Raw genomic sequence first — 26767 nt, forward strand, 5'->3', positions numbered from 1 at the left:
GGCTTAACCATAGACCCAGCTCAGGTTTGAGAGATTTTGTCCTATTATACTCTGCCTAGAGTGACAGAAGAGGAATATTCTCGATCGTAAACTGTCACGAGCCTTAAGGAAATACATCTGTGGGGCGGGCTCGGGCGCCCACCCCACAACTTTTTTTGTGGCTATTTGACTGCTACTTTTTCGGCGGCGACTGTTGCAGTTGTCGCAGAACTTTGCAAATGCGCTTCTAGGAACCACAAACGCTTGTCAATTGCCCGCGAAATTTCGGTGTACAGATCCGCTGTATCAGCATCGCCGAGTTCGCCAGTTTTGTCGATGGCGACTCGCAGGTGTTTGGCGTAGGGTGCGTAGCGATCGGCCAAAGCCGTCACGTATTCTTTGCCGTCTAAAATGTCGAAAGGAAATTCTGGCAAAATCGAATCAGCAGCCGCACTGCGGGCTGTTCCCACAGCCAAACCGCCCAAAGCTGTGACCCGTTCGGCAACCAAATCGATGTATTCTTCGAGTTCTGTTGCCATTTCGTCAAACAGCAAGTGCAACTGGTAGAAATCCATGCCTTTAACGTTCCAGTGAGCTTGCTTGACTTGAGTTTTTAAGTCCAGAGTCGTTGCCAGCGTGGCGTTGAGCAGCCCGACTACTTGAGAGCGGGTGGCGGCTGACATATCAATGCGGGTCGGGTAAAGATGTTGTTTGTGGTTGTTGGTAGTCATAGGTTTTTACCTTGTTATTAGTGATTGTCGATCGAATATCTTAGAAAGGTGTGGGCAAGAGAATATTTGCCTGTCGTGAATTTCTGTTGAAAGGCTCAGGCTAGGTGCATCTGCAACACCGCACGGGTAGCTCGGCGTACTTTACAGCGGATAGTTTCTAAACCGAGACGCTGGCAAGCTTCGTACCGATGGCAGCCCGAAAATCCGTAATACTGACCATCTACTTCTAGCACGTCGATGGGTTCGTTTAAACCTACCTCGCGGATTGATTCCATGAGGGTGGCGACTTTGGTTTGGTCGTTGACTCGTGGCAGGGGGCGGCGAATCTGGTTGAGGGGTATTTCTTCGATCCTCATGGCGTTGGTCTGTTTTGCTTCTTATTAAATCATACTCGTAATGACTTCGTTTTAGCAACAAAAATGTCAGGAAATTTTGAGATTGGCAGAACGGGGGCGTGCGATCGCCCGTTTGCTGTAGTGTCGCGGGATCGAGGGTGATCGGCTTTGGGTGGGAAAATCAGCATTAAAAATTCCTTCCCATCACCTAGATAGCTCAATTCATTGTCGGTGTCTTGACGTTGGAATGCCCTAAAGTTATAAATTTATTAGGCAAAGCCTAGGGGTAGTCGTTACGACTGCCGCATCATAACCGCTGAAAAATAACCCCTGAAAATGCGGTTTTAGCGTTTTTTTAGAGAGCGGATTTCATTGCCATGTAATGGTATGTCTTGAGGAATCTTTCAGCAATTTTTGAAGTCCACTAGAAGACTATCAATGATAGCTTTGTTGCTCCCACCCTACCAGTTAATTAATGAAAAATATAAAGCAAATTGCACAGGATTTAAAGCAAGCCATCTCAGACAGAGATCAAAAGCTAGCCTTAAACTTATTTCGAGCGGGATTACAACAAAGTGAGGCGGAATTTGTAGGTCAACTACGAAAATTTGGTGTACTTCGATGCTCAAACTATGATTACCAATCTCAGATACTTAATTCTTTGATAAATGAAACTGGGAAAATAAACATCAGCCAGGATAGCCAAATTTACTTTAAATCTATAAAATCGCTTCTTTCCATCTCAAGAAATATTCAAACCTTATTTAAGGTTTTACTTAAAGAGGTTGATTATCTTGAGATTAAAAGTTACCTAGTTGCAGTTGATTCATTCTTCTGGCCACTTGATGATCCTCAAGAAGTTGATTCATTGTTCTGGCCAGTTGATGGTCTTCAACAAGACCGCGCTAATCGCTACTCTGTATGTAAGGAAGAGCTAGCTTCAGCCTTTTCTTTATATCTTTATCATAGCCATGACAAAAAGGTTATAGATAAATCAAATATTAATAAAGTCAATGAAAAACGCTTAAACGATAAATATTACCTTGACAAATTAGAGGATTTTAACAAATTAATTTTTTTTCAAGAGTCTGAAGTGCTTGTAGATAGTTTTGGTTATACAGCTATACAAAATGATGCAAAAATTATTTTAAAAGCACCTGACCCAAAGTTCGAGATGAGCCGTTGTCTCGGCTACACAAGACAATCTATGCAAGAAATTGCTAACTCGTTTGATTCTCTGTCAGAATTATCAGAAATAACAGAAAAATCCCCCTCTATATTGGAATTTTCAAAGGCGTATTATCAAAAGTTTAAAGACTCTACATTTAAGATTATAGACAGTCCTTTAAAACGCATTGTCATGCAATTTCACCCTCAAATTTTAAGTAAGTTTTTGGACAGTAACAGTCTTTTTGTAGAAGAGGAGATTATTCTCAAACAACTTGAAACTAATTTATTTATTGACTATAAAAAAGTAAATGAAATCCCAGTTTCCCAAAGTTTATCATTATTCGATATCATTAAAGTACAACGGTTATTTGCATTTATGTTATTCGTTCTTACGGAGTATATAGACTCTAAAAATCTCTTTAAGTCTAAGTTATTTTGGCGATCTATGCCTGTTTTACAAGCCAATGAACTCAAAGATTTATTGGCTAGTTTTTTGGGAGAACAAAAGGCAAAAGAAATTTTTGAGTTATTTACTTGGAGATTAGACAAGAAGAGATTTGATTTACAAACGCACCCATTTATTAATGTTGAAGATTGGATACTTTTACCTCTGGGAATTTTAACTAACTCTGATCTTTGTAGAAACATTCTTCAATCAATTAATTTTAGATTTGATTCAGAATCATCTGCAGATCCACTTGTTCTGGAGATGGAGAGATGCTTAAAACCAGTATCATCAATATTTGCAACCAATTTAAAATATTCTTTTGAGGGGACTCAAGGCGAGGTAGATGTCTTAGCTGTTGTAGATAATTGCCTATTTATATTTGAATGCAAAAACTCCTTGCATCCTTGTAATGTATTTGAATTGAGAACCACTTATGATTGCATTCAGAAAGCCGCAACTCAATTGACTCGCTTCCAAGATTTATGGCAGCAAGAACCTTTCAGAACGTATTTAGCAAAGAAGATTAAAACACAGCCTAATTTTTTGCCATCCCAATTATGTTCATGTATTGTCATGGGAAATCGAATGTTTTCAGGTTTACGTGAACAAGGGCATAGCGTCAGACCAATCCGGGAGCTTTGTTACATCATCTCTAAAGGAGACATTCTACTTAATGCATATAATATTTATGACCCAGATGCAGGTAAAAAGAGCATTATCAAATTTAAACTATGGAAGGAAGACCAATTAAAGGCAGAAGATTTATTGGGTTATATTCAAGAAGATTATCTTCATAAGTACTATTTCAATTCTCTGATCAGAATTGAGCAAACAATTAAACTGAAGAACAAATCTCTAGTTCAAGAGTCGTATGCTTTTAGTCATGAGAGGTTTCTTGAGCAGTTAGTAGATAACTTTAGATTTACAGAGAATCTGTAGGGCTTTCATAGGTATCCTCAGAGTATTACACCAAGCTGTTTTTAGCTTATTTTTATCTCTAACCTCGCGCTAACTCGCTCCTGAAAACTAAAATTTTCTATTGAGTTATGCAAAATTTGGTGATTAGCCTGACTTTCTTGCGTCTAACACTGGAATTCGGGCAATAAGCAGCGCCCTAAAACAAGCTCGATCGCCCATTAAAAAAAAATCCCAGCATCTGCGACAGAATCATCTCAACTCAATCCAGCAATAATATTGACACTCATAGCCAGAATAGCAGTGTTAAAAAAGAACGACAGCACGCTGTGAAAAAGCACGAGATACCTCGTGGAACGAGAAGTGATCTGCACGTCTGCAACTTGGCAAGTCATCCCAATACCAAAGGAGAAATATAAAAAATCTTTGTAGTCAGGTTCCTCGTCGCCCGGAAAATCCAAACCCTCCGCCTGTAAGTAACTGTCGTGCTGCTTGCTGCGGTTTTTGTAGTAGCTGCGGGCATAGTGCATGGTGAAGATAGTGTGCACCTGCATCCAAGACCCAACAATTGTGAGGACAGAAAGCCCCAAGTGCAGAAATAGCAAATTCGGCGACAGGCCTTTGGTATCGCGCAGCAGGAAGAAGATGGCTAACAAGCTAGCAAAAGCCGCTGCCACGATCGTACTTAAGATTGTTAAGCGGCCGGCATCCAACTGCTGAGCGTGGTGGCGCATCATTTCGGGAGTGCCTTGCAGCATCAGCATCCAAGTCAAAATCAGAAAACTGACCGCGCCCGCGTTCCAAATGCACAGCGTCCGAGTCAGGGGGAGATAGTCAGGTGGCAGCAACACAGCAACTGCCATAGCAAAGAGAACAGACACAAACAGGCGGTGCCGGACGCTCCAGACCCAGTGCATTTTAGATTGGGAAACATTTTTCACAGTAATCTAGTGTAATTTACGCACAGTAAGGGTTAGAAAATCTCAACTACTGCCATCTTCGCAGGAACTCCCAAAAAATAGGTATGAATTGGTAACACTCAGTACAGATAGGATTTTTCATGCCTTTCGATAGATCGATCGACCTCAACCTTCTAGGTACAGTGGGAGAAAAGATAAATTGTGGCTTGAAATTATGGCATCCTCCCAACCCCTCAAAGGCATTGAATTGATCGACTGCGCCAAAGCTAACGCCCAACAAGGAATCGCCACAGCCGCGAAGCTTTGCGGCTACGGAGACGACCTCAACACCTTCGAGCGGGAACTGAAAAAGGCTTGCCAAGACATCGGCGTCGAAGTCAAGGAGTTAAGCGACTTGATTACGGCTCAGCAGATGATGAAACAAGGAATGGGTATTGAAGTCGCTCCAGATACTCCCTCAGAACTCTAGGCTCAATCTCCACCGCACCAGTTTTAGAGCTAAGATTGCCCTGACACCAGTATTTTGAGTCTGCTAGCTGAGGCAGGCTAGAATGTTTTGCATGGGAGCTTCCGACTCTGGGCAGGAGTCGCGTTTTATCCCGCCAAGAGGGTGCTTTCTGGAGGGTGCTGAGATTGTTAGGAGGACTGTCGTGTCAGATCAGCAAGACCGAATTATGCGTTTGTTTATAGAGGAGGCTAAGGAGCACCTCGATACTCTAGAAAATGGTTTAGTGGATTTAAAGTCCACGATGAAAGACCCCGAAAGCGTCCAAGAGATGTTTCGAGCCGCCCATTCCGTGAAAGGAGGGGCGGCTATGCTGGGCTTAGATAGTATTAAAACAACCGCTCACCGCTTGGAAGATTGTTTTAAGGTGCTCAAGGACGGGCCCGTCAAGCAAGTTGACCAAACGGCAGAATCCCTATTTTTAAAGGGAGTTGATACGCTTAAGGACTTGCTGGGGCGACTGGAGGGGCCTTTCGGCTTGAGGAATGAGGAGGGAGAAAAACTCGTGCAGCAGGTGATGCCTGTTTTTGCTCAACTGGAAACTCACCTCGATAAATTGGCGTCGGGCAAAGTGCAGGCTGCTGGGTCTGCTACCCCCGCAGCTTCAACAGCGGGCGCTGTGCCGGCGAATTTTGCTGTTGAAGTGATGACTTTACTCAAAGAAATGTTGCAGGTGTTCAAGCAGAAAGAATCGGCTGCTAGTCGCTCTGAGTTGACGGCTGTGTGCGTTCGCCTCTATAAGTTGGGAGGTAAAATTGAGACTTGGCAAAATTTAGTAAAAACCGCTAGAGCAGCGATCGTTAATCCCAAAAACTCTTATAAAGTCTTAGCTCCGCTGATTATCAAAGAACTCAAGGAAGCTGGCGATTTAGTACAAGTGGGGAAAGTCAAGACGATCGTTCCGAGTAAAAATTTGCTACTTTTGGCAGCAAGCCCAAAACCAGCAGAGGCAAGCGCCCCAGCGGCCCCAGCCGCAGCGTCGAAGCAAGTAGCACTTCCAGCCGAACCGAAGGCGGTAGTCAAGCTTTTGCTCAAAACTTTCAACAAAAAGCAACTCTCGGAAATTGCCAAGTTACTGGTTAACGCCATCAAATCCTCGAACTAGGAGGTGTTGCAGTAGAAGATAGAGTCAAAGCAATATTTGTGAGGCGGATAATTTTCTGGTGGGTGCTGACAGCCGCTCGTTGAGCAGCAACTCGAAAAAATTCACTCATTCGAATTTTTTGCCCTCTACCTTCTACTGTTGGGCAAGCCTGCGTTAGAATTAGTGGATATGTAGGCGTGCAATATTGTACCAGAATTAAAAATCGAGCAGGCTTTATAAGGCGGTAGCTGTGAAACCAATTCGTTCATTAGAAGATGCTTTAAACCGCTGTCAGGCGATGGGAATGCGCTTGAGCCGCCAGCGTCGATTTATTCTAGAACTTTTGTGGGAGGCAAAAGAACACCTCTCCGCTCGCGAAATTTACGATCGCCTCAACCAAAAAGCGCATTCGATCGGTCATACTTCTGTCTATCAAAATCTAGAAGCTTTGTCGAGAGAAGGGATTATTGAGTGCATAGAACGCTCGGAGGGACGTTTGTACGGCAATGTCAGCGACTCTCACTCTCACGTCAATTGTATTGATACGGCTCAGATTCTAGACGTTCATGTGGAATTGCCGATCGACTTGATCGAGCAAATCCAACAGCAAACTGGTGTCAGAATTGTAGACTACCGGATAGATTTCTACGGGTATCGATCAGCAGAGTCAGCCACCCAGGCATCCAGTGTCAGCGATACGCCAAAGGCTTCGTAACGGATAAAGTCGCGTAAAGTCGCGCCTGTTGGAAGCAAAACCGATCTTTGGGCTGGGCCGGTCGGTCGTATAAAATGATTTAAGTATTTTGCTGGGTGCGATCGTTTTTTTTGCCGTCGCCAGCCGGAATTCGGCACAATAGAAAAAAAGGAAAATAAAAAAATGAAACTCGATCGGCAAGTTTGGCGATCGGGAATAAAATTTACGATTAAACCAAAAAAATTAGTTCTAGTCGCTACAGCTCAAAGTGTAGAGCAAATCCGGCTTTACTGCCCCCTTTATTTTTTAATCCGCTTGGAGTGGAGGATAGTTTGTTTTGGATTGGTTTCAACCGCTGAGTCTGATAAAGGGATTTCTGATCCGGATTTAATATTAGACCTTAGTTTAATCCCTCCCCTACTTGATCTGCAGAGTGAAATCTAAAATCTAAAATCTAAAATCTAAAATTGATGGACTGATGGGGCTTTACACTGTTTTTTCTGCTAAACGGCCCCGGGATCTGTCAATAACTGTGTGATAACTGATATGATTTACGTGCTTCGAGAGCCTAAAATACTCGGAAGCAAACAGTGGGGCTGGACACGAACCTCACTATAAAACGCCGTAGAGGGAAAGATGGCCAGTACCTTGAAGGAAGTTCTCGATCTCCTTAACAGGAGTCAGAAGCCGACATCATAATCTATAGATTTGATGTGGGAGTGTCGCATTCTAGTGCGCATTACAGGACAGGCTGAAGTAATGGCGAGACGACAATCTGACCAATTCCACACACCACCGCAATACAACCCATCCCCTAAACCGACGGCACAGTTCAGTGCAGAGGCGACAGGCGATGCGAGTTCCTCAGTAACGGCGCTGCCGACAGAGGGAAAAAGAACTTTTTGGCAGTGGCAGCTTATCTGGCTGAGTCTCCTGGTGGGATTTGGAGTAACCGGTGCTGCTGCATTTCTGTGGTTGCTGACGATGCCGCCACCGCCGAATTGCCAGCAACTGTCGCCGCTGGCGGCGGACGGAGAGCGACTTTACTGCGCTCAGCAAGCTGCTAAGTCGGGCAAGCTAGAACAGCTAGAATCGGCAATGGCACTGGTGCAGGCTTGGCCGAAAGAACATCCGCTATACTCGCAGGGTCAACATTTGATAGGGGAATGGTCGAAAGCCATTCTAGGATTTGCCAGGGCAAAAATAGAGAGGGGCGATTTGAAGGGTGCTCTGGAGATTGTGGCGAAAATTCCGAAAACCAGTCCGTCTTACCCAGAGGTACAGGAGGCGGTTACTGCTTGGGAAAAAAATTGGCAGGAGGGCCAAAAACTCTACGATACAGCCCTAGCAGCTTTGAAAAGTGAGGATTTAAGGAAAGCCTGGGATTATGCTCAAGCTCTATTTAAGCTGGAAAATATTTTCTGGAGTCAGAAGCGTTACAACGAGCTGATCCAGCAGATTTCTTTGGAAAGAAACGGCTGGCAGCGCTTGCAAGAGGCTAGAGATTTGGCGAAGGACGGAACTCCGCAAAAGTTCGCTGAGGCGATCGTCCTGGCTCGTAAAATAGACTCGCAGCTTTTTGCCCGCGCTAAAGCTGAGAAGGAAATTGAGGGCTGGAGTCGGACTTTGCTGGCAATGGCTACTAAGCGGTTAGGGGCGAAAGACCTGCCGGGGGCGATCGAGGCTGCTTCAGTGGTGCCGCAGGATTCGCCGCTGTTTGCGGAAGCTCAAGATTTGATGCAGTTGGGTAGAGCTCAGGCAGTGACATGGAACCAGTCGATATCAACTCCGCTGCCGCAACACATTTTTAGCTTGCTGGAAGGGCAGGGGGCTGCTAGCCAAATTGCTCCGGGTCGCCCTCTTTACAAGCAAGCTCAAGTTCAAATTGAAAATTTGCAGGTGCAGTTTCAAGATTTGCTGCGTCTGCAAGTGGCGAGCACGATCGCTAGTGTAGGTCAGATAGGAACGTTTGCACTCGCGATCGAGCAAGCGCAAACGATCGGAATTAAGCAGCCACGGCGGGTTCACGCTCAAACTTTGGTGGCTGCTTGGCGTCGGGAAATTCAGCGGATCGAAGACCAATCTTTTCTGACTCTGGCGAAGCAGTTGGCAGAACCGCAAACGGTTGAAGGACTCAAGGGCGGTATGGCTCAGCTACTCCTGATCGCTCAAAACCGCCCCCGCAGGATAGAGGCGCAAACTCTATTGGCTCAGTGGACGAAACGCATAGAAGTTATTCAAGATCAGCCTTTTTTGGATGAAGCAATCGCCCTGGCGAAGCAAGGAAAACTTAGTGCTGCTATTGAAAAAGCTTCGGCAATTAAGAGCGGTAGGACTTTGTATGCGAAAGCTCAGGATAATGTCTATCAGTGGGTGAGCGAACTGCAAGTTGCTCAAGACAGACCGATTCTCGATCGAGCTGCGGAATTGGCATCTCAAGGCAGTCTAGGAGCGGCGATCGAGACGGCTTCCCAAATCGGTTACGGTAGGGCCCTGTATTCAGAGGCGGCAGGTGCGATCGGGCGCTGGAGTGCTGAACTCAGAGCTAACAGTGCACCGCCGCCGGAACCCGCTCGCGATTACGCGCCGGCTCCGCAACAGGAGTACGCGCCGGCTCCGCAACAGGAGGAGTACGCGCCTCCTCCCCGACAAGAGGAATACGCGCCTCCTCCCGAGCAGGCTCCGGCTCCCGAGCCTTACTATCCCCCCGCGAGCCAAGAGGCCCCGGCTCCCGAACCGGAACCTTACAATCCCCCCGCAAGGGAACCGGAACCTTACTATCCGCCCGCAAGGGAACCGGAACCGGAACCTTACAATCCCCCCGCAAGGGAAGCGGAACCTTACTATCCACCCGCGAGAGAAGAGGCTCCGGCTCCGGCTCCGGAACCTGCTCCTCCGGCTCCGGCTCCGGAACCCGCGCCGCCCTCGATTCCTGAATCGGCTGGGCCTCCTGATGCTAATTTGATCCCCGAATAATTGGGTTTTCGCGCGATCGAGCTCTAAAATCTCCAATCTAAAATCAAGTGAGTAATTTCCAAGTGCTGACGATCGATGGCGACCCTATTTTCCGGCTGGGGCTGCGAGTCGCTTGCGAGCAGTATCCAGACTTGCAAGTTGTCGCAGAGGTTTCAACGGAAACCGAGGTTTTGCGGGTTTTAGAAGCTCGATCGATCGGCTCTGGAGCAGCCAAGAAGCCCGCAGATTTGGTAATTTTGGCTGTGGAGATCCTAAATTCGCGATCGGGCCAAACAGAGGCGCTGGCCTTTTGTCGCGAACTCAAAAGTTTGTACCCCAACCTGCCCCTGTTGCTGCTAGGCGGGCCGCTGACACCGGAGCTGTTGGCCCAGGTACAGGCGGCGGGCGCGAATGGCTATTGTCCTAAAGGTAGAGATATTTCCTTGACAATCGAAGCTATTCGCGCGGTGGCATCTGGCTGCACTTATTGGGCGACGGATGCGGGCACTAACCCGGAAATAGAACTAAATGCAGCGGTTGTTCAAACAGTAGAAAACTCCGCAGCAATTGCAGATAAAAATGCCGATAATCCGACAGTTGATACGCCAGTACACAAAAAAATGCTGGCTTATTTTTGTCATTCTGGACTACGGGAAATAGATGCAACTTTGGCGGTTGTCCAAGCTGATTTGCAAGAGATTAAAGCGGCAGATCCGACAGATTTACCCTCTATTTTAGATGGGCTTGTACTCAGCGGGCGCCGCCGAGAATTGCTGGCAGCTCGCTGGATTGTCAGTCAGTTATTATTTGAAGGAAAAGAAGAGAAGGTATTCGGCAGAAAGCAAAGGGGAGAAGGCGGAGGAGAGAAAGCAGAAATTAGAGGCGAGAATTTGTTAAATAATTCTCAATCGCAATTAGCAAATTCCCAAGTTTCGGGTGAATCTTTGGTGGTTGGAACTAATTGGCAAGGTAGCTTGTTTGACTCGGCTGCAGCTAAATTGCAGTTTGATTTGGTGAATTTGACTGGCTTGCCTTTGGAAATCGATATTTTGCGATCGCCCAAAAAGCGTGAATTGATGACTTCCATTCTGCGGAAGTTAAAGGATTTGCTGGAAGAATTGCGCTTTTCGCAAGTGCAGCAAACTCAATTGTTGTCAAAAATGCCTGCTATTTTACGGAATTTGTGGGAGGCTACAATCATAGATTTTTTTGGCAGATACTATACACTACAAACGAAAGAAAATTTGGTTTTTGATGGCAGTCAAGCAAGCTTCAAACTCGAAGAAAACCAAGAGGGAAGTGCTGCTTATTTCTTGGCAGGCAGCGGCATAGAAGTTGTGCCTATGCTGCTGGCAGATGCTGATGTAGTTGCAGCAGAAATCCTTGACAAAATACCGATGACAGTTGATTTTTTTGCACATTTGCTATTTGAAGTTCCTCTAAAAGTTGACAATATTTCTTGTGTTGCTGGCAGCCCGGAAGCGATGCAGCGAGCTGAAGCTTTGTTAGAAAATTTGGCCATACAAGTTGCTAGCGGGGTGGTACAGCCTCTACTAAATAATTTGGCAAATCTTGAAGAAATTAAGCAAATTTTTTACGATGGTAAGTTGATTTCGACGCGAGAAATTGAGAGATTTCGGAATGATTTGTCGTGGAGATATAGCTGGGATAGATATTTTGTGGAACCGAAAGCTATTTTTGAAAGCAGGTTTTGGCTGTTTGTTTTGGGCGATTCTGGAATTAAGAGAATTTCTATTTATGCTCCTAGAAATCTAGAGTTAGCACAGCTTTATGGGTGGCAGTTAGCCTTGACTTTGCTGCTGGAAACCAGGGATGCGATCGCACCTAGAGTTCGCGCGGTTATCTCGCTGTTGGGTGCTGGCGTTGTTTACGTTTTGACTCAGGTTATAGGGCGGGGAATTGGTTTGATCGGGCGGGGAATTATCCAGGGGATTGGCAATTCTTTGCAAGATAGCAAGTTTGGGAAAAATGGGTGAGAGTTCGGCAACGAGCAATAGGAACGATTACATAAATCTTTGCTCGAAGATTGAAACCACAGGTTAATGGGTAGTAACGCAGATGTCTTTCAAGATATTTTGCGAATGCCTGCAACATTTATAGTATACGGGATTTAATAGATTTGATATAATTGGTGATTGGTGATTGGTGGTATTATAGAGAAAACTTAACGCTATAAGGTTGAAATTTTATGAGTATTATGATAGCGATAGATGCCGATCGCATAAACAGTTTAGATTTGTCTCCGGTGCGGACTGTGATTGAAAAGTGGCTGGCCGAAGGAGCGATCGCCCAAAACGAACAACAGCTACAATTTGAAATTGAGTATCCGCGCGAAGAGTTAGATCCGCGAGAAATTTCGGAAATTCCCGAAGTACGGCTGTGGTTTATTCGCTTGGATGCTTGTTACCCTTGGCTGCCATTTTTGCTGGATTGGAAAGCGGGAGAATTGGCGCGCTATGCCGCGATGTTGGTGCCACACCAGTTCCACCGCACCCAAGGTATTCAGTACAATCCTGAAGCTTTGGAAATGTTTTTGATGAACAAAATTTTTGTGTTGACTGATTGGTTGCATCAGCAGGGAATTCCCAGTAAATCGAAGTTGATGGCGATGTCGCAGATGTTTGGTTATGATTTGGAAGATGCTTTTTTTGATGTGATTGTGCCCCACAAATAAGCGAGGGCGCCTCTAATTAAAATCGTCCTAATTAGGTAGGCTCCTCTACCTTAAGACTAAGAACAAAAGTATAAACCCGATTTTTTCCCTTGTGGGGCGGGCTTTCCAGTCCGCCTCCGCAGCTATAAGTTCTATCCACAACAGGTTAATTAAGCTTAACCGCAACCGCACTCAGACTTTAATACAATCCTTAAACCAGCGCGCCTCAAAAAATTGTTGCTGGACTTCAGAATATTCTCAGAATTGATAGTTAGTTTAAATAGACAACGATCGCCCCATTCAATCGATCGAGGAAATTTACCATGAAAACAGATTACCTCATCGTCGGCAGTGGTTTATCAGCACTGGTTTTCGGAGCTTTGATGGCAAACTCCGGCAAAACCGTACACATCCTCGAAGCTCACGAGCATCCCGGAGGCTTTGGTCACACCTTTACGATGGCCAACCAATACACGTTTAATGCCCAATTCCACTACGTTTGGGACTGCGGCGAAGGACATACAGTCAATCGAGTTCTCAAAAAACTCGGTCTCGATCGAGATGTCACCTTTGAACGGTACGATCCGAATGGCTACGACCACATGAGAATGCCTGGGTATGCGCTGGATATTCCCTCGGAACCAAAGGAACTGATCCGGCGATTGTCGGCGCTGTTTCCCGAAGCGGGCGAGAGAATTCGCCAATTCGTCAACGAAGTCGAGAAAACCGGCGAGGGACTCAGAAAACTCGCTCCTCCCGTCAAACCAATTGAATTGCTCAAAAATTTCGGTGACGTATTCTGTGCCGTCCAACACCTCAACAGTACACTTCAGGACGTTTTCGACAAGTTCCAACTCCCGCAAGCCGCCCAAACGCTATTAGCCCTGCAATGGCCGGACTTTTTGCTGCCTCCCCATCAGCTTTCTTTCTATGCTTGGATTGCCTTGTTTAGAGGCTATCAAGAAGGTGCATTTTACCCGACGCAGCATTTTGAAGATGTCATCAATTCTTTAGTTAAAGTCATTGAATCCAACGGGGGAAAAGTTCGACTAAACCATGAAGTCACGAATTTTAGGGTAACAAACAGAACAGTAACTGGTGTTGAAGCGATGGATTTGACCACCCATCAAACCCATGAATTCACGGGCGACACGGTGATTTGCAACCTTGACCCGAAAAGAGCTGCCAAGATGATTGGAGAGGAACAGTTCTCTAAAACAGTGCGGCGGAAACTCAACTATGAGTATTCTGCATCTAACTACATGGTGTACTGCGTTGTCAAAGATATCGATCTCCGAGACTATGGATTTGGCAAGTGGAATACGTTTCATACGGAACACTTGGATCTAAATGAAGCTTTTGCTCAAATGTATGAGCAAAATGACTTTTCTCGTCCGAGCTTTGCAATTACAACGCCAACTTTACTGACGGAAGCGCGGCGGGATTGTCCAGAAGATTGTCAAATTGTCGAATTTCTGACTGTTGCTAATTACAGCTATTTTAAACAGCTTTGGGAGACAGATCGCAAAGCTTACAGGCAGAAGAAACAAGAGATTCTGGACTCGATTTTAGATGTAGTTGAAAAACACTATGTTCCGAATTTCCGCAAACACATGGTCTTTCATATTACCGGAAGTCCGACAACTAACGAGCGCTTCTGTTGGTGTCCTAACGGTAATTCCTACGGTTCCAGCCTGACGCCGCGCAACATGGGGGTCGATCGACTAAATCACGAAACATCCCTCAACAATTTCTATTTCTGCAACGCCTCTTCGGGCTATCCAGGCTTTGCACCGACATTTTGGACGGGGGCGCTGCTTTATCAACGTTTATCCGGCGATGCAATTTTAGGCTAAGGAAAATTAGCAATTGGTTATTTTCCTGTTTCTCTCGTTCCTTGGCAAAGCCAAGGAATAAATTTCACTCTTCCTCTGCCTGCTCTTAAAAATCTCTCGTTTCTGCTCTCATTATCTCGTTCCTTGGCTCTGCCAACGAATGAATTTCTCGAGGCTCTGCCTCCTCTTAAAAATGACGAGGCACAGCAAGACTGAAATGCGTTTCCAGGTTCTACCTGGAAACGAGAATTTCTTCTTCTTCCATCTTCCATCTTCCTTCTTCCTGACATCCGTTACATCTTGTACAGTGCTCGTTGCCGAACTTCCTTCTATCAATCTAGGAGTGAACTATGAGAATTGCAATTGTTGGGGGCGGAGCCAGTGGTATGGCAGCAGCCTACTGGCTCGATAAACAGGGGCATCACGTCACTGTGTTGGAAAAGCAGCCAATTTTAGGCGGACACATTCGGACACTGAACAAAAATGTTGTACCCAATCAATCGGAGTGCAATGAAATATTAGAAAATGGGGTGCTGGAATTTCCGACGGTCTTTTACAATTTCGTGGCTTTTATGCAGGAACTAGGCGTTGAATTAGAACCTGTGCAGATTGGTTCCGCGCTGTTTTTTAAAGATGGCACCCACTTTTTGTCTGCGGTATCTATCCAAAATAATTTCACCGGAATCCAACGCCTGATCGAGTATTTGCGACTTGATAGTCTCTACGCTCGTTCGGCTGGGTTTATTTTAAAAATGCGGTTTGCCCAACAGCACGATTTCTACGATGTGCCGCTTTCTGAGTCTTTGAAAAGCTCGTGCGTCCGCAATTATTGGCTGAAGTTGCTGACGATGTACAGCTACTCGATACCGTTTGAATTGCTCGACAATTTCCCGGCAGAATTAGCGATGCCTGTTTTGCGCGAATATGCCTCGGTCAACTGGGTGAGGATTAAAGGCGGGGTGTATTCTTACATTGAAAAGATTTTGGAGCGATTTAAGGGCGATATACGGCTAAATGTGGAGATTGCCAATATTTTTAGAAGTGCGGATGCGGTAAAAATTGTGCTTTCTGATGGGGAAATCCAGGAATTTGATAAGGTGGTTTTTGCGATGCCGCCCGACCAAGTTATGAGGCTGTTGTCTGATCCTACGGATGCGGAAAAGAAGCGGTTTTCGGCGTGGAAAGCCAATTATGCAACCACTGTACTGCATTCGGATACATCAATGTACGATCGCTACGGTATCCGCAAGTTATCAGAATTTGATTTTTTCGAGACTGACAAAGGGTGGGGCTATAATGCGAGCTTGAATCAGCTTTGCGGCATCTCCTCGCCACGAGAGTACAGTTTAGCTTTTCAACTGCAGGAGTCGATCGCCCAAAAGCACATTATTCACATTCAGAAACATCACACGCCACTGTACACTGTCGAGTCTTTTCGATATCGAGATGAAGTTATCGAGACTAATGGCGAGAACAACACTTATCATGCGGGAGCTTATTTTGGGGATGGTTTGCACGAAGGAGCCATTACCTCTGCTTTGCGAGTCGCGAAATTAATCGGGTGAGCTCAATTGTGATGCTACAAACTCTCGCAAATATCAGTAAATTTCTTGCCGGTGCAACACTCTCACAAAAGTAATGATGTCTGCATCAAAAGTTAAACTAATGCGAGAGCCGTCCACTAGGATGAGAAATTAATTTTTGGCGTTGCCTAAGCTGCGACACCACGTGCTGCAGTTAAGTAGACATCATTGCTCAAAGATGGGGGCATTGTTGATCCGGCTAACTGAGTACCCTCAAAGTTGGTTCCCGTGAATGTTGCCCCCCTCAAGTCGGCTTCACTCAAGTCTGCATAGCACAGCCTCGCCCAATCGAGGTTTGCCTGCACCAAAGAAACTCCCACCAGATTTGCCCTGGTTAAATCTGCTCCCATCAACTGGACGCCGCGCAACTGAGCCCCGCTGAGATTGGCGGCTAACAAGTTCGAGCCTTCCAAATTTACCCCGTTCAGTTTGGCTTCGCTCAGGTTGACGCCATTGAGATCCGTCCTGCTCAGGTCGATGCCATTGATGTAAGCTTTGCTGAGATAGATGCCTGTTAGTTGAGCGCCAAACAGCTTTGCACCGCTGAGTTTTGCCCCTCCGCAGTTGGCCCAGTTGAGGTTGGCTCCCGTGAGGTTAGCGCCCCGCAGATTGATGAACTGCAGGTCGGCTGTACATAAATTGGCGTTCCAGAGGATAGCGCTCCGCAGGTTACTACCGATGAGTTGAGCGCCACTCAACTTTGCCCTGGGGAGTTTTGCTTTGACGAGGAAAGCTCCGCTGAGATTGGCTTTGGTAAGTTCTGCGTCCGCTAGTCTGGCTTGGCCCATTTTGGCAAAACTCAGATTTGCCCTGTAAAGGTTTGCGTCGTTTAGTTCTGCTTTGGTCAGATGCGCCCGACTCAGGTTAGCTCCCGACAGGTTAGCCCTCGAAAGGTTTACCCCTACCAACATAGCTCCGCTGAGGTTTGCTCCGCTTAGGTTTACGTCAGCAAAGTCTCTGTTTCCATTTTCGTACTCTTTGAGCAGCTCGGTTACTTCCATACGGGTCACATTCCTAATAGCGGAAATTTATCTAGAAATAAACACTCTTTATAAGTATTTTAGCTCTAACCGAGCGGATGCGATCGCACTTTCAAGAAAGCTGACAATTAACTTTATATTTATACATATACTTTGTGCTTTTTCCAGAGTCCCGACCGTTTTGAGGTCATAGTCTGAAACCCTTGATTTATCGTGGGTCTCTAGTGTGCTTCGGCAACCGTTGCGATCGTACTGAGATCTGTGAAACCGTTATTCTCAATAGGTAAGCCATCAAACACTGTCCGAATGATTAATCAATACTAAAATAATATTCTTGTTGTCCACTGTGACTAACAGCTTTTTTAAACGGAGACTGCAAATTTGTTAGTTGTGTTTGCTTCAGGTGTCGGGCAGGCTGGCATGGTCATAGCTGCATATTTTATCTGCTGTCATTTTTGATTCAAATTAAATGTGAAATAACAGCTTAATAAGTGAGAATTTTTCTCCCTAGTCTCGCAGCAGTTAGACGAGCGTGCTTTTCGATATTTCCTGGAGTCATCGGGATTAAAAGGAATTTCAGACATTCTACTTCTGAGGAATTTATCGATATGCCTAACGGTAGAGGGTATTCGTTCAAAACCTAGCAGATAATATACTGCAGATTGTACAAAACTAACAGCGAGTAATATCTGTATAGAATCACCCCCTCTACTGGCAGTTAGGCAAATGTGTCAATCTATGTTATGCTGAGTCAAAATTGAGGAAGAATCATGTCAAAAGAAAGAAAAAGCAATAAAGAAATCAAAAAGCCAAAGAAACAACCTGATGGTGTTGCTAAGCCGAAGGATGACAAAAAAAATTATGGTAGCACCGAGGGCCGCAAGTAGAGATAGCTGCCACTCTCGGAATTGCGATTAATTTTGTGTAAGTTTTATTAGTATCAATTCTGAATAAATTACAATATCCTAATTTGGGGATAATCGGAAAACAGGTTTATTATACCTAGGGTATATGCACTCCTAAACCCAAAGTATAATGAAATCTGTTTTTAGCCATGAATATGAAACATTCTGTCGCCGATCGAATTTAACACCATTTTTTTAGACTTGGTTGAAAAAAATAGAGTTCGATCGCCCAATCCCATCAAATCCCATCAAATCTATCACAGCGATATCTCAGTAACTGCAATATTACCCTCAAAACACACGTCAACATCAGTCCCCGCCTCCCCATCGCGCGATCCGTACTCTCCCGCATAATAAAAGTATTCTCCCTCCACCCGGTAAACCACTGGCAGCGGCTGCGTTGAAGGCCGGCAAAACACAATTTCCGGTTCCGCACTTCCGGGGGCTAAATGTGGCAAATTCACATTCCAGAAACACCCCGACTTTGGTTCCCGGTTCAGCAAATCCGCCAACACTCGCGATGTCCAGCGAGTAGCGACATCCCAGTCTATTTCGAGCGGCCTTTTAATCCGGTGGGAAATTGCGATTCCCGGAATACCGTGCATGGCTGCTTCCCGCACCGCCGCCACCGTACCCGAAATATACACGTCAACCCCCAAATTGCCACCCGCATTAATACCCGAAAGCACCAAATCCGGCTTCGCACAAACGTGATGAAGAGCAATACGCACGCAATCTGCCGGTGTTCCCCCTACAGCATATTCCACGGACGATCGCCGATCGACATGAATCGGACTGTGAGCCGTCACCTGATGCCCGCAGCCGGACAACTGCCCCTGCGGAGCCACCATAATTGTTTTGCCTTCTACAGCCTGCAAAAGTGCTTGAATGCCGGGAGCATCTATGCCGTCGTCGTTGGTTAAAATTATCGTCATTATGTGTCGGTTTTATAGAACCGATTTGAGAGCGCAGAGGCTGGCAACCTTCTGGTAGTTCTAGCCCAAATTGGTTGTTGGTTAGTGGCGATCGTCAGTATGAGCATTGCCACACATTTATATCATCGCATTAATTGAACAATTGCCCCAGAAATGTGGCGCGCCACATTTTAGCCGAGTCGCACCTTGATATGACAGCTAAAGCGACTTGTTACGCTTGCCCAAGTACAGCATTCATGACATCAGTGTCGATGCAAACATCAATTAATCACATAATTTTTTCCTCGGCTCTCCCCGATGCTTGGTCTTAAAAGTAGCAGATGATACTAAGTATCTGAGACTGAACGTTGAAACTTTCGATCCTGCTAAATTATTAGCTTGCGTTATCACCATAAGTACGAGAGAGCCGATAATAAGTTAATGTCGATTCCAATTGCTTTGACGCAGGGCATGGGAGAATAGATATCAAATCTTTATCAAAGATAGTATCTAAATTACAGTCCTCATTTCCCATTCATAAATCAAATACTTATCTACACTGTTACCATTATTACATCTCAACTCAGGAGAGCGACATGAACGAACCCACTCAAAGCAATACCAAAGCAGTAACAGACGGCTGTGCCGTTCCACAGTCGATTATGACCGCAAAGCAGGATGAACTGGATAACGTTGAACTGGAGATTGAAGGGAACTTACCAAATGACTTACAGGGTCACGTCTTTATTGTTGCTCCAGTCGGCAATGTTGAATCAGGAGGACTCCCATTTACAGACGGAGACTCATTGTTGAATGGCGATGGCATGATTTATAGGCTTGATTTTGATCGACCAGGCGAAGTGAGGGTGAAGACTCGCCTTGTTAAGCCACCAGATTACTATGCTGACAAAGCAACACAGCCTGGAGGCGAGTATGAAAAGTATAAATTCCTCAATCGCGGCATTGCTCGGTTGTCTATGTCTCTGGGTCTGCGTAATCAATTAAATACAGCTTTTCTACCCATGAAATTTGCTGCGGACTCTTGCGATCGCTTGCTAGTTACCTATGATGCAGGTCGTCCTTATGAAATTGATACAGACACCCTGGAAGTGGTAACACCAGTTGGATCGAATAAAGAGTGGCGAGGGGAACTCGATCAGCTCAAAATTCCCATAATAATTAATGCTAATAAATTTCCTTGCAAAAGTATTTTGAGTACGGCTCATCCTGCCTTTGATTATTCCGGTGAAGGTAAGATGTTTACAGTTAATTACGGCAGATCGGCGGCTAGTTTTATAGAAGGCATTCAGTGGCTTTATGAGATCGAAGAAATTCCCCCACTAATAGAGGAAATTCTCGTAGCACTGACGGGGTTCTGTCAAACGGATTTGATTAAAGATATTTCCCGTGCTGTGTTCGGCTTCTCCCGAGACATAGTTGAAAACCTAATGAGTTCCATTGGAAGTATATTTGGGAAAGAATTGGAGGATTTTACCTATATAGTTTGCTGGGATGGTGTTGGCGAACTGGAACGATGGAAGCTAGTGCTACCAGATGGCACGCCGGTTAAAATTGAACAAACTATTCATCAAATAGGAGTAACTAAAGATTATGTGGTACTGATGGACACCGCCTTCATTACGGGTCTGGAGCAGATAATCAACAACCCATTTCCGAAGAATAAAAAACTAGAGCAGCACTTGAGAAAATTACTAGAACGTCCGCCTCTGCCGGATTCTAATATTTATATCGTGCGCCGTGCCGATCTAAAAGCAGGCCAGCGTCCAGCTAGCAGTAATAAGGAAGTTGAAGTCGTCGCCCAGAAAGTGGTAATTCCTCTCGAAGCTGCCCATTTTTTGGTGGACTATGATAATCCCAATGGCAATATCACTCTCCACGTTGCCCACCTTTGTGGAATGCAAGTAGCTGAATGGCTTAGGAAGTATGATGTTTCAGCCTCCAAACCCCACAAACCCGTGCCACCTTACCTGCATGGTATGGAACACGATGAGACTGACATCGGACGAATGGGGCGCTACATAATTCATGGAGAGACTGGACAACTGATTGAGTCCCAAGTTATCTCCGACATCAACGCCACATGGGCTGTCGATCTCTATGCCTACTTAGATAGGCTCCCTACAGGTTTGACTCCAGGAAAGCTAGAAAATGTCTACTGGAGTTCGTTTGGACTGTGGGGAGATTTGATGACAAAATACATTGTCGATCTGTACGACGATTATAAGTACCGATTAATACCGCTCTCAGAAGTTATCCGCTTAGCCCAAAAGGGTAAACCTGCTTGCTTGTTCAGGCTGCACCCAAAGTCGATGGTGATTGCCGATCGCTATGAGTTCCCTTGCGGCTACATGACGCTATCACCCCAGTTCATACCCCGTGGTGATGGTGAAAGTTCTACAGACGGTTACATCGTCTGTGCTGTTTGTTTTGAAGACAAAAAATTGGGACCCACAAATCAAATTTGGATTTTCAATGGTAACAAACTGTCAGATGGCCCCCTGTGCAAATTGCATAATTCAAAACTCAAGTTTGGGTTTACGTTGCATACAGCATGGTTGCGACAGATTTCTAAGCGCCAAGCTAGTTACAAGATTCCAGTGCAACAGGATTACCAGGAGTTAGTAGATCAAAACGAGCCAGAGATTAGGAAGCTGTTTGAGAATGAGGTTTACCCCCATTTTCATTAAGAAACTCACCTGCCAAAAGCGCGATAGCGCTTTTGGCAGTGGGCTTCTTGGTTCATATACACTATTTAAAAAGATCAAACAAGAAAGGAAAGTAAAAATATGATAGTTCTTTCGGGATACGAAATTATAGAAAAAATTTACGAAGGAGTAAGGACTGTTGTATATAGAGCTAAAAAAGATGGTTACGCACAACCAGTTATCATTAAAATTATTAAATATGATTATCCTAGCCTTGAACAAATCACCAATTTAAGGCAAGAATTTATAATTACTCAAAATTTAGATTGTGAAGGAATTGTCAAAACTTACAACTTAGAAAATTATCAGAATAGTTTAGCGCTAATATTAGAAGATTTTGGGGGTCTATCCCTTTATCATTTTATGGCAGCCAATAACCTGTCAATAACCGAGTTGCTGAGGGTAGCGATCGCTCTATCCGAAACTTTGATCTATCTCCATCAAGTACCGATAATTCACAAAGACATTAAGCCCTCAAATATCATTATCAATCCAGCGACAGGGAAAGTAAAACTGACTGACTTTAGTATTTCATCGCGCTTGGAATTGAAAAACCAAAGCATTAGCAATCCCAACTTGCTAGAAGGGACTCTCGCTTATATGTCACCCGAACAAACGGGAAGGATGAATCGAGCAATTGACTACCGCACCGACTTCTATTCTTTAGGAGTGACTTTCTATGAAATGCTGACCAACCAGTTGCCATTTACTACCACCGATCCGATGGAGTTGGTTTACTGTCATATTGCCAAACAACCCGTCCCACCTAAAGAGGTAGCAGAAATTCCTCAAGCGGTTTCAGATATTGTCATGAAACTGTTAGCAAAAAATGCGGAAGACCGATATCAAAGTGCGACGGGATTAAAATTTGACCTGGAAACTTGTTTGCAGCAATTGCAGACAACTGGAAAGATTGAAAATTTTCCCATCGGTCAACGCGATCGCGGCAACCAATTACTCATTCCCCAGAAGCTTTATGGTAGAGAAACCGAAGTCCAAATTCTTCTAGATGCCTTTGGAAGAGTCAGCCTCAGTGCCACCGAGATGATGTTAGTTTCCGGTTATTCCGGGATTGGTAAAACTTCAATCGTCAATGAAGTTCATAAACCAATTGTAGCAGCAAGGGGATATTTTATTGCGGGCAAATTTGACCAGTTTAAGCGCAATATTCCCTATGCGGCGTTAATCCAAGCATTTCAAGAATTAGTTCGTCAGCTATTAACCGAAAGTTCCGAACTGATTGCTGTTTGGAAAGAAAACTTATTAAATGCGCTAGATAATAACGGTCAAGTTATTATTGATGTTATCCCCGAAGTCGAACTAATTATCGGTAAACAGCTTGAAGTTCCTCAACTGGGTTCATCGGAATCCCAAAACAGATTTAATCGGGTATTTCAACAATTTATTCGCGTTTTTTGTCAACCCGAACACCCGCTAGTCATATTCTTAGACGATTTACAGTGGGCAGATTCGGCATCTCTAAAGTTAATCCAACTCTTAGTCACTGACCCAGATAGCAAATATTTGTTAACGATTGGAGCTTATCGAGATAACGAAGTCAGTCCCGTTCATCCTTTAATTCAGACAATAGAAAAAATTCAAGAAACTGAAACGGTGGTGAATAATATCACCATTCAGGCGCTGGCTTTGGATAGCGTCAACCAATTAATCGCCGATACTCTGGATGCCAGCGTAAATTCAGACAAAATAAAAGTTTTTTCAGAGTTACTTTTTAATAAAACCCAAGGCAATCCGTTTTTCTTAACCCAGCTACTCAAAACCCTGTACTCGGAAAATCTGCTGGTTTATCAGGTAGACACAGACCGCTGGGAGTGGGATATTCAACAAATACAGGCGATTGGCATTGCTGATTTCAATATTGTTGAACTGGTTGCTCGCAATATTCGCAAACTCCCTGAAACAACCCAAAAGTCATTAAAATTAGCGGCTTGTATCGGCAACCAATTTAATTTAGAAGTTTTATCAATTGTCAATGAAGAATCAAACTTAGCGACGGCTGCTCATTTGTGGGAAGCAATGCAAGCAGGTTTGATTCTGCCGCTGTCTGAAAATTACAAAATTCCTCTAGTCTTTGCCCAAGAAGAGTTGGCATCTGTACGGGATATCAAAGTTGAATACAAATTTTTGCATGACCGCGTGCAGCAAGCTGCTTATTCTTTGATTCCAGAGTCAGAGAAAAAAGCCACTCACCTGAAAATTGGTCAACTGTTGCTGAATAATACAACAGAGCAAGAGCGAAAAGATAATATTTTTGCTCTGGTTAACCAACTGAATTTTGGCACAGATTTGCTAACTAATCAGTCAGAAAAAGATGAGTTGGCTGAATTAAACCTAATTGCTGGACAGAAAGCGAAGGCAGCTACTGCATATGAAGCCGCTGTTAATTATTTGAATGTAGGTATAGAAATCCTGAGCCAAGATAGCTGGGAAAGTAGATACGATCTGACATTTAATTTTTATCGGGAAGCGGCGGAAGCCGAATATCTCAATGCCAATTTAGAACGAGCGGAAATTTTGTGCGATCGCGTGTTTCAAAAAGCCAAAACAATCCTCGAACAAGTCAACTTATACGAACTGAAAATTAGAATTTACCTCGCTAAAAATCAAAATAATGATGGCTTAGATGCCGGACTGCAAGTTCTAAAGATGCTAGGAGTGACCCTATATGAATCACCCCCGCAAGAACTCAATATTGAGGAGTTAGCAAACCTGCCTGAAATGAGCGATCCCTACAAGCAGGCGGCTATGCAGCTTTTAGTTCTTATATTCCCACCTGCTTGCTTTGCAGAAAGCCCGCTATCGCTACCTATTATATATACTATGGTAGAACTTTCTCGTCAGTACGGAAATTCGCCGCAATCTACTTACGGCTATTCTGTTTACGGTATATTCGTATCTTGGCTATTCTCAGATATAAATTTATCCTATCAACTGGGGCAACTGGCTTTGCAGCTATTAGATAAGTTAGATGCTAGAGAGTTTCGTTCTAAAGTTTTAGTTAATGTTTCCATCGGTATTGTCCACCTCAAAAAGCATACTAGGGAAACGATAGAACCCCTTCGTCAAGCAATTAATAGCGGCTTAGAATTTGGAGATATAGAATATGCTTGTCATGGTGCTGATTACTATTGCTCGCATTTATTTTTCAAGGCAGAGCATCTAGACTACGTGCAAGAACAGCAAAAACTATATATTGACTTGGCAGAGAGATTGTCCCAAGAACACCAGTTATATTTACTCAAAATTCTCGGTCAATTAGTAGAAAATTTAAGGGGGATGACAGATAATAAACTGAGCTTGATGGGCAGCATATTAAATGAGGAAAAAGCTATCTCTTATTTAAGAGAAGTAAAGAATTTCATTTGCTTGTTCAGGCTTTATTTTGCCAAAACTGTAGTTTGCTATTTGTTTAAGCAGTATGAAGAAGCTATCGAGTTTGCAAGAGAGGCGTTGAAATATTCAGGTTACGTTCAATCAAATATTAGTTTTATTGAACATACTTTTTACTATTGTCTGATTCTTTTAGCCCAGTATGCTCAGGAAAATTCAGGAGAGGAAGAAAAGAAACAAGAATACCTCAACCAAGTAGAAGAAACTCAGAAAAGCCTAAAAAATTGGGCGTTCCATTGCCCAGCCAATTACCAGCATAAGTATGACTTAGTAGAGGCAGAAAAAGCCCGCGTATTGGGGCAATCTTTCTCAGCAATGGAATATTACGACCTGGCGATAGATGGAGCCAAGGAAAATGGATACGTCCAGCACGAAGCCCTCGCCAATGAACTAGCAGCAGAATTTTATTTAGCATTAGGTCGTCCGAAAGTAGCGCGTACCTACATGATTGACGCTTACTATGCTTATATTCGCTGGGGAGCAAAGGCAAAAGTTAAAGATTTAGAAGAGCGCCATGCTCAATTACTCGCGCCAGTCGTCGGTAGGAAAAAGAGCCTGACGAGTGGAAGAGACGAAATGATTGTTCAGACCAGAACCCCTGTCACTTCTACCAGTTCAGGTGATGCAAACGAGCTGGATTTATCAACAATTATCAAAGCCTCCCAAGCGCTCTCAGGGGAAGTTCATTTAGATAAGTTACTCTCGAATTTGATGCAAGTCTTGCTGGAAAACGCGGGAGCAGAAAAATTTTATTTCATCATACCTGACCCAGCAGGTAAGTGGAAAATTGAAGCTCAATGTACGGGTGAACGATGTGAATTAATATCCAAGTCAGGGACTGAAAATCAAGTGATTCCTATCTCGCTGGTTAATTATGTAGAACGCACGCAAGAAACTCTTGCGATCGATAATGCAAGCACTGAAACTAGGTTTGCCTCTGACCCGTATATTATTCAGCAGCGACCTAAATCTATTTTGTGTAGCCCCCTGATTAATCAAGGTAAGTTGGTAGGCATCTTATACCTAGAAAATAATTTAACAGCGGGGGCTTTTACGCGCGATCGCCTAGAAGTCCTCAACATTATTTCCGCCCAAGCTGCGATCTCCATCGAAAATGCCCGTCTCTATCAAACTTTAGAAGATAAAGTACAACAACGCACCGCCCAACTCGCCCAAGCAAATCTGGAAATTAGCTCCCTCAACAACAAACTTAAAGCCGAAAACATCCGCCTCAGTGCTGAGTTAGAAGTCACGAAACGACTGCAACAAATGATCTTGCCCAAACAATCAGAACTTGATAAAATTAAAGGATTAGAAATAGCTGGATATATGCAACCTGCCGATGAAGTTGGCGGCGACTACTACGACGTGCTAACCCGAAATGATAAGGTAAAAATTAGCATCGGCGATGTTACGGGACATGGTTTAGAAAGTGGTGTATTAATGATTATGGCGCAAACCGCCGTCCGCACTCTCCAACAAATGAACGAAACCGATCCGGTGAAGTTTCTTGATGTGTTAAACCGCACCCTTTATGCCAATATCGAGCGCATCGACTCGTCTAAAAACATGACCTTGGCTTTGTTAGATTATCAAGATAGTAACTTCAGCCTCAGCGGTCAACATGAAGAAGTTATCGTAGTCCGTACTGATGGTAAAATCGAACTGATCGATACACTGGAACTCGGTTTTCCCCTGGGATTAGAGGAAGATATTTCGGGTTTTGTTTCCCAAATTCAAGTGCATCTTAATCCAGGGGATGTAGTAGTGCTTTACACAGATGGAATTACCGAAGCTGTAAATATAAATAAAGTGTATTACGGCATAGAAAGATTGTGCCAAGTGGCGAAAGAAAATCGCCACAAAACGGCTGAAGAAATTCGACAAGCAGTAATCGATCATCTGCGGCAACATATTGACAAACATAAAGTTTTTGACGACATTACGTTGGTAGTCATAAAACAGAAATAACGCAAGTTGGTAATTGGTAATTGGTAATTGGT

Annotated in this window: 17 protein-coding genes; 11 read left to right on the top strand and 6 right to left on the bottom strand. The window is 44.3% G+C overall.

Annotated elements, in window-relative coordinates; translation table 11 throughout:
- Positions 1-161 precede the first annotated feature (161 nt).
- Together dps and QUA45_RS17075 are read right to left on the bottom strand one after the other, a co-directional pair.
- The gene (dps, locus tag QUA45_RS17070) at positions 162-710 is read right to left on the bottom strand and encodes a DNA starvation/stationary phase protection protein Dps (protein ID WP_333095233.1); all 549 of its coding nucleotides are present in this window, start codon (positions 708-710) and stop codon (positions 162-164) included.
- Positions 711-805: 95 nt separating this feature from the next.
- Complete coding sequence (locus tag QUA45_RS17075) at positions 806-1066, bottom strand: sulfiredoxin (protein WP_333095231.1); 261 nt, start codon at positions 1064-1066, stop codon at positions 806-808.
- Positions 1067-1520: 454 nt separating this feature from the next.
- Between QUA45_RS17075 and QUA45_RS17080 the strand changes: the two genes are divergently transcribed.
- A complete protein-coding gene (locus QUA45_RS17080; protein WP_333221658.1) occupies positions 1521-3602 on the top strand; it encodes a hypothetical protein in 2082 nt (693 codons plus the stop codon).
- Positions 3603-3835: 233 nt separating this feature from the next.
- On the opposite strand, the gene QUA45_RS17085 is transcribed toward QUA45_RS17080, so the two are convergent.
- Positions 3836-4519, bottom strand: coding sequence for a DUF1345 domain-containing protein (locus tag QUA45_RS17085; RefSeq protein WP_333095229.1), 684 nt, complete (start codon positions 4517-4519; stop codon positions 3836-3838).
- A gap of 193 nt (positions 4520-4712) precedes the next feature.
- On the opposite strand from QUA45_RS17085, the gene QUA45_RS17090 reads away from it, so the two are divergent.
- Together QUA45_RS17090 and QUA45_RS17095 are read left to right on the top strand one after the other, a co-directional pair.
- Complete coding sequence (locus QUA45_RS17090) at positions 4713-4967, top strand: hypothetical protein (RefSeq protein ID WP_333095228.1); 255 nt, start codon at positions 4713-4715, stop codon at positions 4965-4967.
- A gap of 82 nt (positions 4968-5049) precedes the next feature.
- On the top strand, positions 5050-6108 hold the full coding sequence (locus QUA45_RS17095) for an Hpt domain-containing protein (protein ID WP_333221659.1): 1059 nt from the start codon (positions 5050-5052) through the stop codon (positions 6106-6108).
- Here the strand turns inward: QUA45_RS17095 and QUA45_RS17100 are convergent.
- Positions 6092-6217 (bottom strand): hypothetical protein, encoded by a 126-nt coding sequence (locus tag QUA45_RS17100; RefSeq protein ID WP_333069419.1) that lies wholly within the window; start codon positions 6215-6217, stop codon positions 6092-6094. The two genes, QUA45_RS17095 and QUA45_RS17100, sit on opposite strands and share 17 nt — an antisense overlap.
- 120 nt (positions 6218-6337) lie before the next feature.
- Here QUA45_RS17100 and QUA45_RS17105 point away from each other — a divergent pair, with 120 nt between their 5' ends.
- The 6 genes from QUA45_RS17105 to QUA45_RS17130 all read left to right on the top strand — a co-directional run bounded on the left by QUA45_RS17105 (position 6338) and on the right by QUA45_RS17130 (position 15810).
- Positions 6338-6802, top strand: a complete 465-nt coding sequence (locus QUA45_RS17105) for a Fur family transcriptional regulator (protein WP_333221660.1) — start codon at positions 6338-6340, stop codon at positions 6800-6802.
- 738 nt (positions 6803-7540) lie between these two features.
- Positions 7541-9757 (top strand): hypothetical protein, encoded by a 2217-nt coding sequence (locus QUA45_RS17110; RefSeq protein ID WP_333221661.1) that lies wholly within the window; start codon positions 7541-7543, stop codon positions 9755-9757.
- A 47-nt stretch (positions 9758-9804) separates the two neighbouring features.
- Entirely contained in the window at positions 9805-11733 is a 1929-nt protein-coding gene (locus QUA45_RS17115) for a DUF3685 domain-containing protein (protein ID WP_333095224.1), read from the top strand.
- A gap of 212 nt (positions 11734-11945) precedes the next feature.
- The gene (locus QUA45_RS17120) at positions 11946-12431 is read left to right on the top strand and encodes a CRR6 family NdhI maturation factor (protein WP_333095223.1); all 486 of its coding nucleotides are present in this window, start codon (positions 11946-11948) and stop codon (positions 12429-12431) included.
- Between the two features lie 302 nt (positions 12432-12733).
- On the top strand, positions 12734-14266 hold the full coding sequence (locus tag QUA45_RS17125) for an NAD(P)/FAD-dependent oxidoreductase (RefSeq protein ID WP_333221662.1): 1533 nt from the start codon (positions 12734-12736) through the stop codon (positions 14264-14266).
- Between the two features lie 329 nt (positions 14267-14595).
- Positions 14596-15810, top strand: a complete 1215-nt coding sequence (locus QUA45_RS17130; protein WP_333221663.1) for an FAD-dependent oxidoreductase — start codon at positions 14596-14598, stop codon at positions 15808-15810.
- Between the two features lie 146 nt (positions 15811-15956).
- Here QUA45_RS17130 and QUA45_RS17135 read toward each other — a convergent pair whose 3' ends face one another.
- Positions 15957-16829, bottom strand: a complete 873-nt coding sequence (locus QUA45_RS17135) for a pentapeptide repeat-containing protein (RefSeq protein WP_333095220.1) — start codon at positions 16827-16829, stop codon at positions 15957-15959.
- Positions 16830-17970: 1141 nt separating this feature from the next.
- The gene (surE, locus tag QUA45_RS17140; RefSeq protein ID WP_333221664.1) at positions 17971-18648 is read right to left on the bottom strand and encodes a 5'/3'-nucleotidase SurE; all 678 of its coding nucleotides are present in this window, start codon (positions 18646-18648) and stop codon (positions 17971-17973) included.
- Positions 18649-19223: 575 nt separating this feature from the next.
- Here surE and QUA45_RS17145 point away from each other — a divergent pair.
- Positions 19224-21335 (top strand): carotenoid oxygenase family protein, encoded by a 2112-nt coding sequence (locus QUA45_RS17145; protein ID WP_333221665.1) that lies wholly within the window; start codon positions 19224-19226, stop codon positions 21333-21335.
- A gap of 99 nt (positions 21336-21434) precedes the next feature.
- Positions 21435-26735 (top strand): AAA family ATPase, encoded by a 5301-nt coding sequence (locus tag QUA45_RS17150; RefSeq protein ID WP_333221666.1) that lies wholly within the window; start codon positions 21435-21437, stop codon positions 26733-26735.
- Positions 26736-26767 lie beyond the last annotated feature (32 nt).

Origin of the sequence: Microcoleus sp. Pol12A5 (genome assembly GCF_036701435.1) — a bacterium.
Lineage (GTDB): Bacteria > Cyanobacteriota > Cyanobacteriia > Cyanobacteriales > Microcoleaceae > Microcoleus.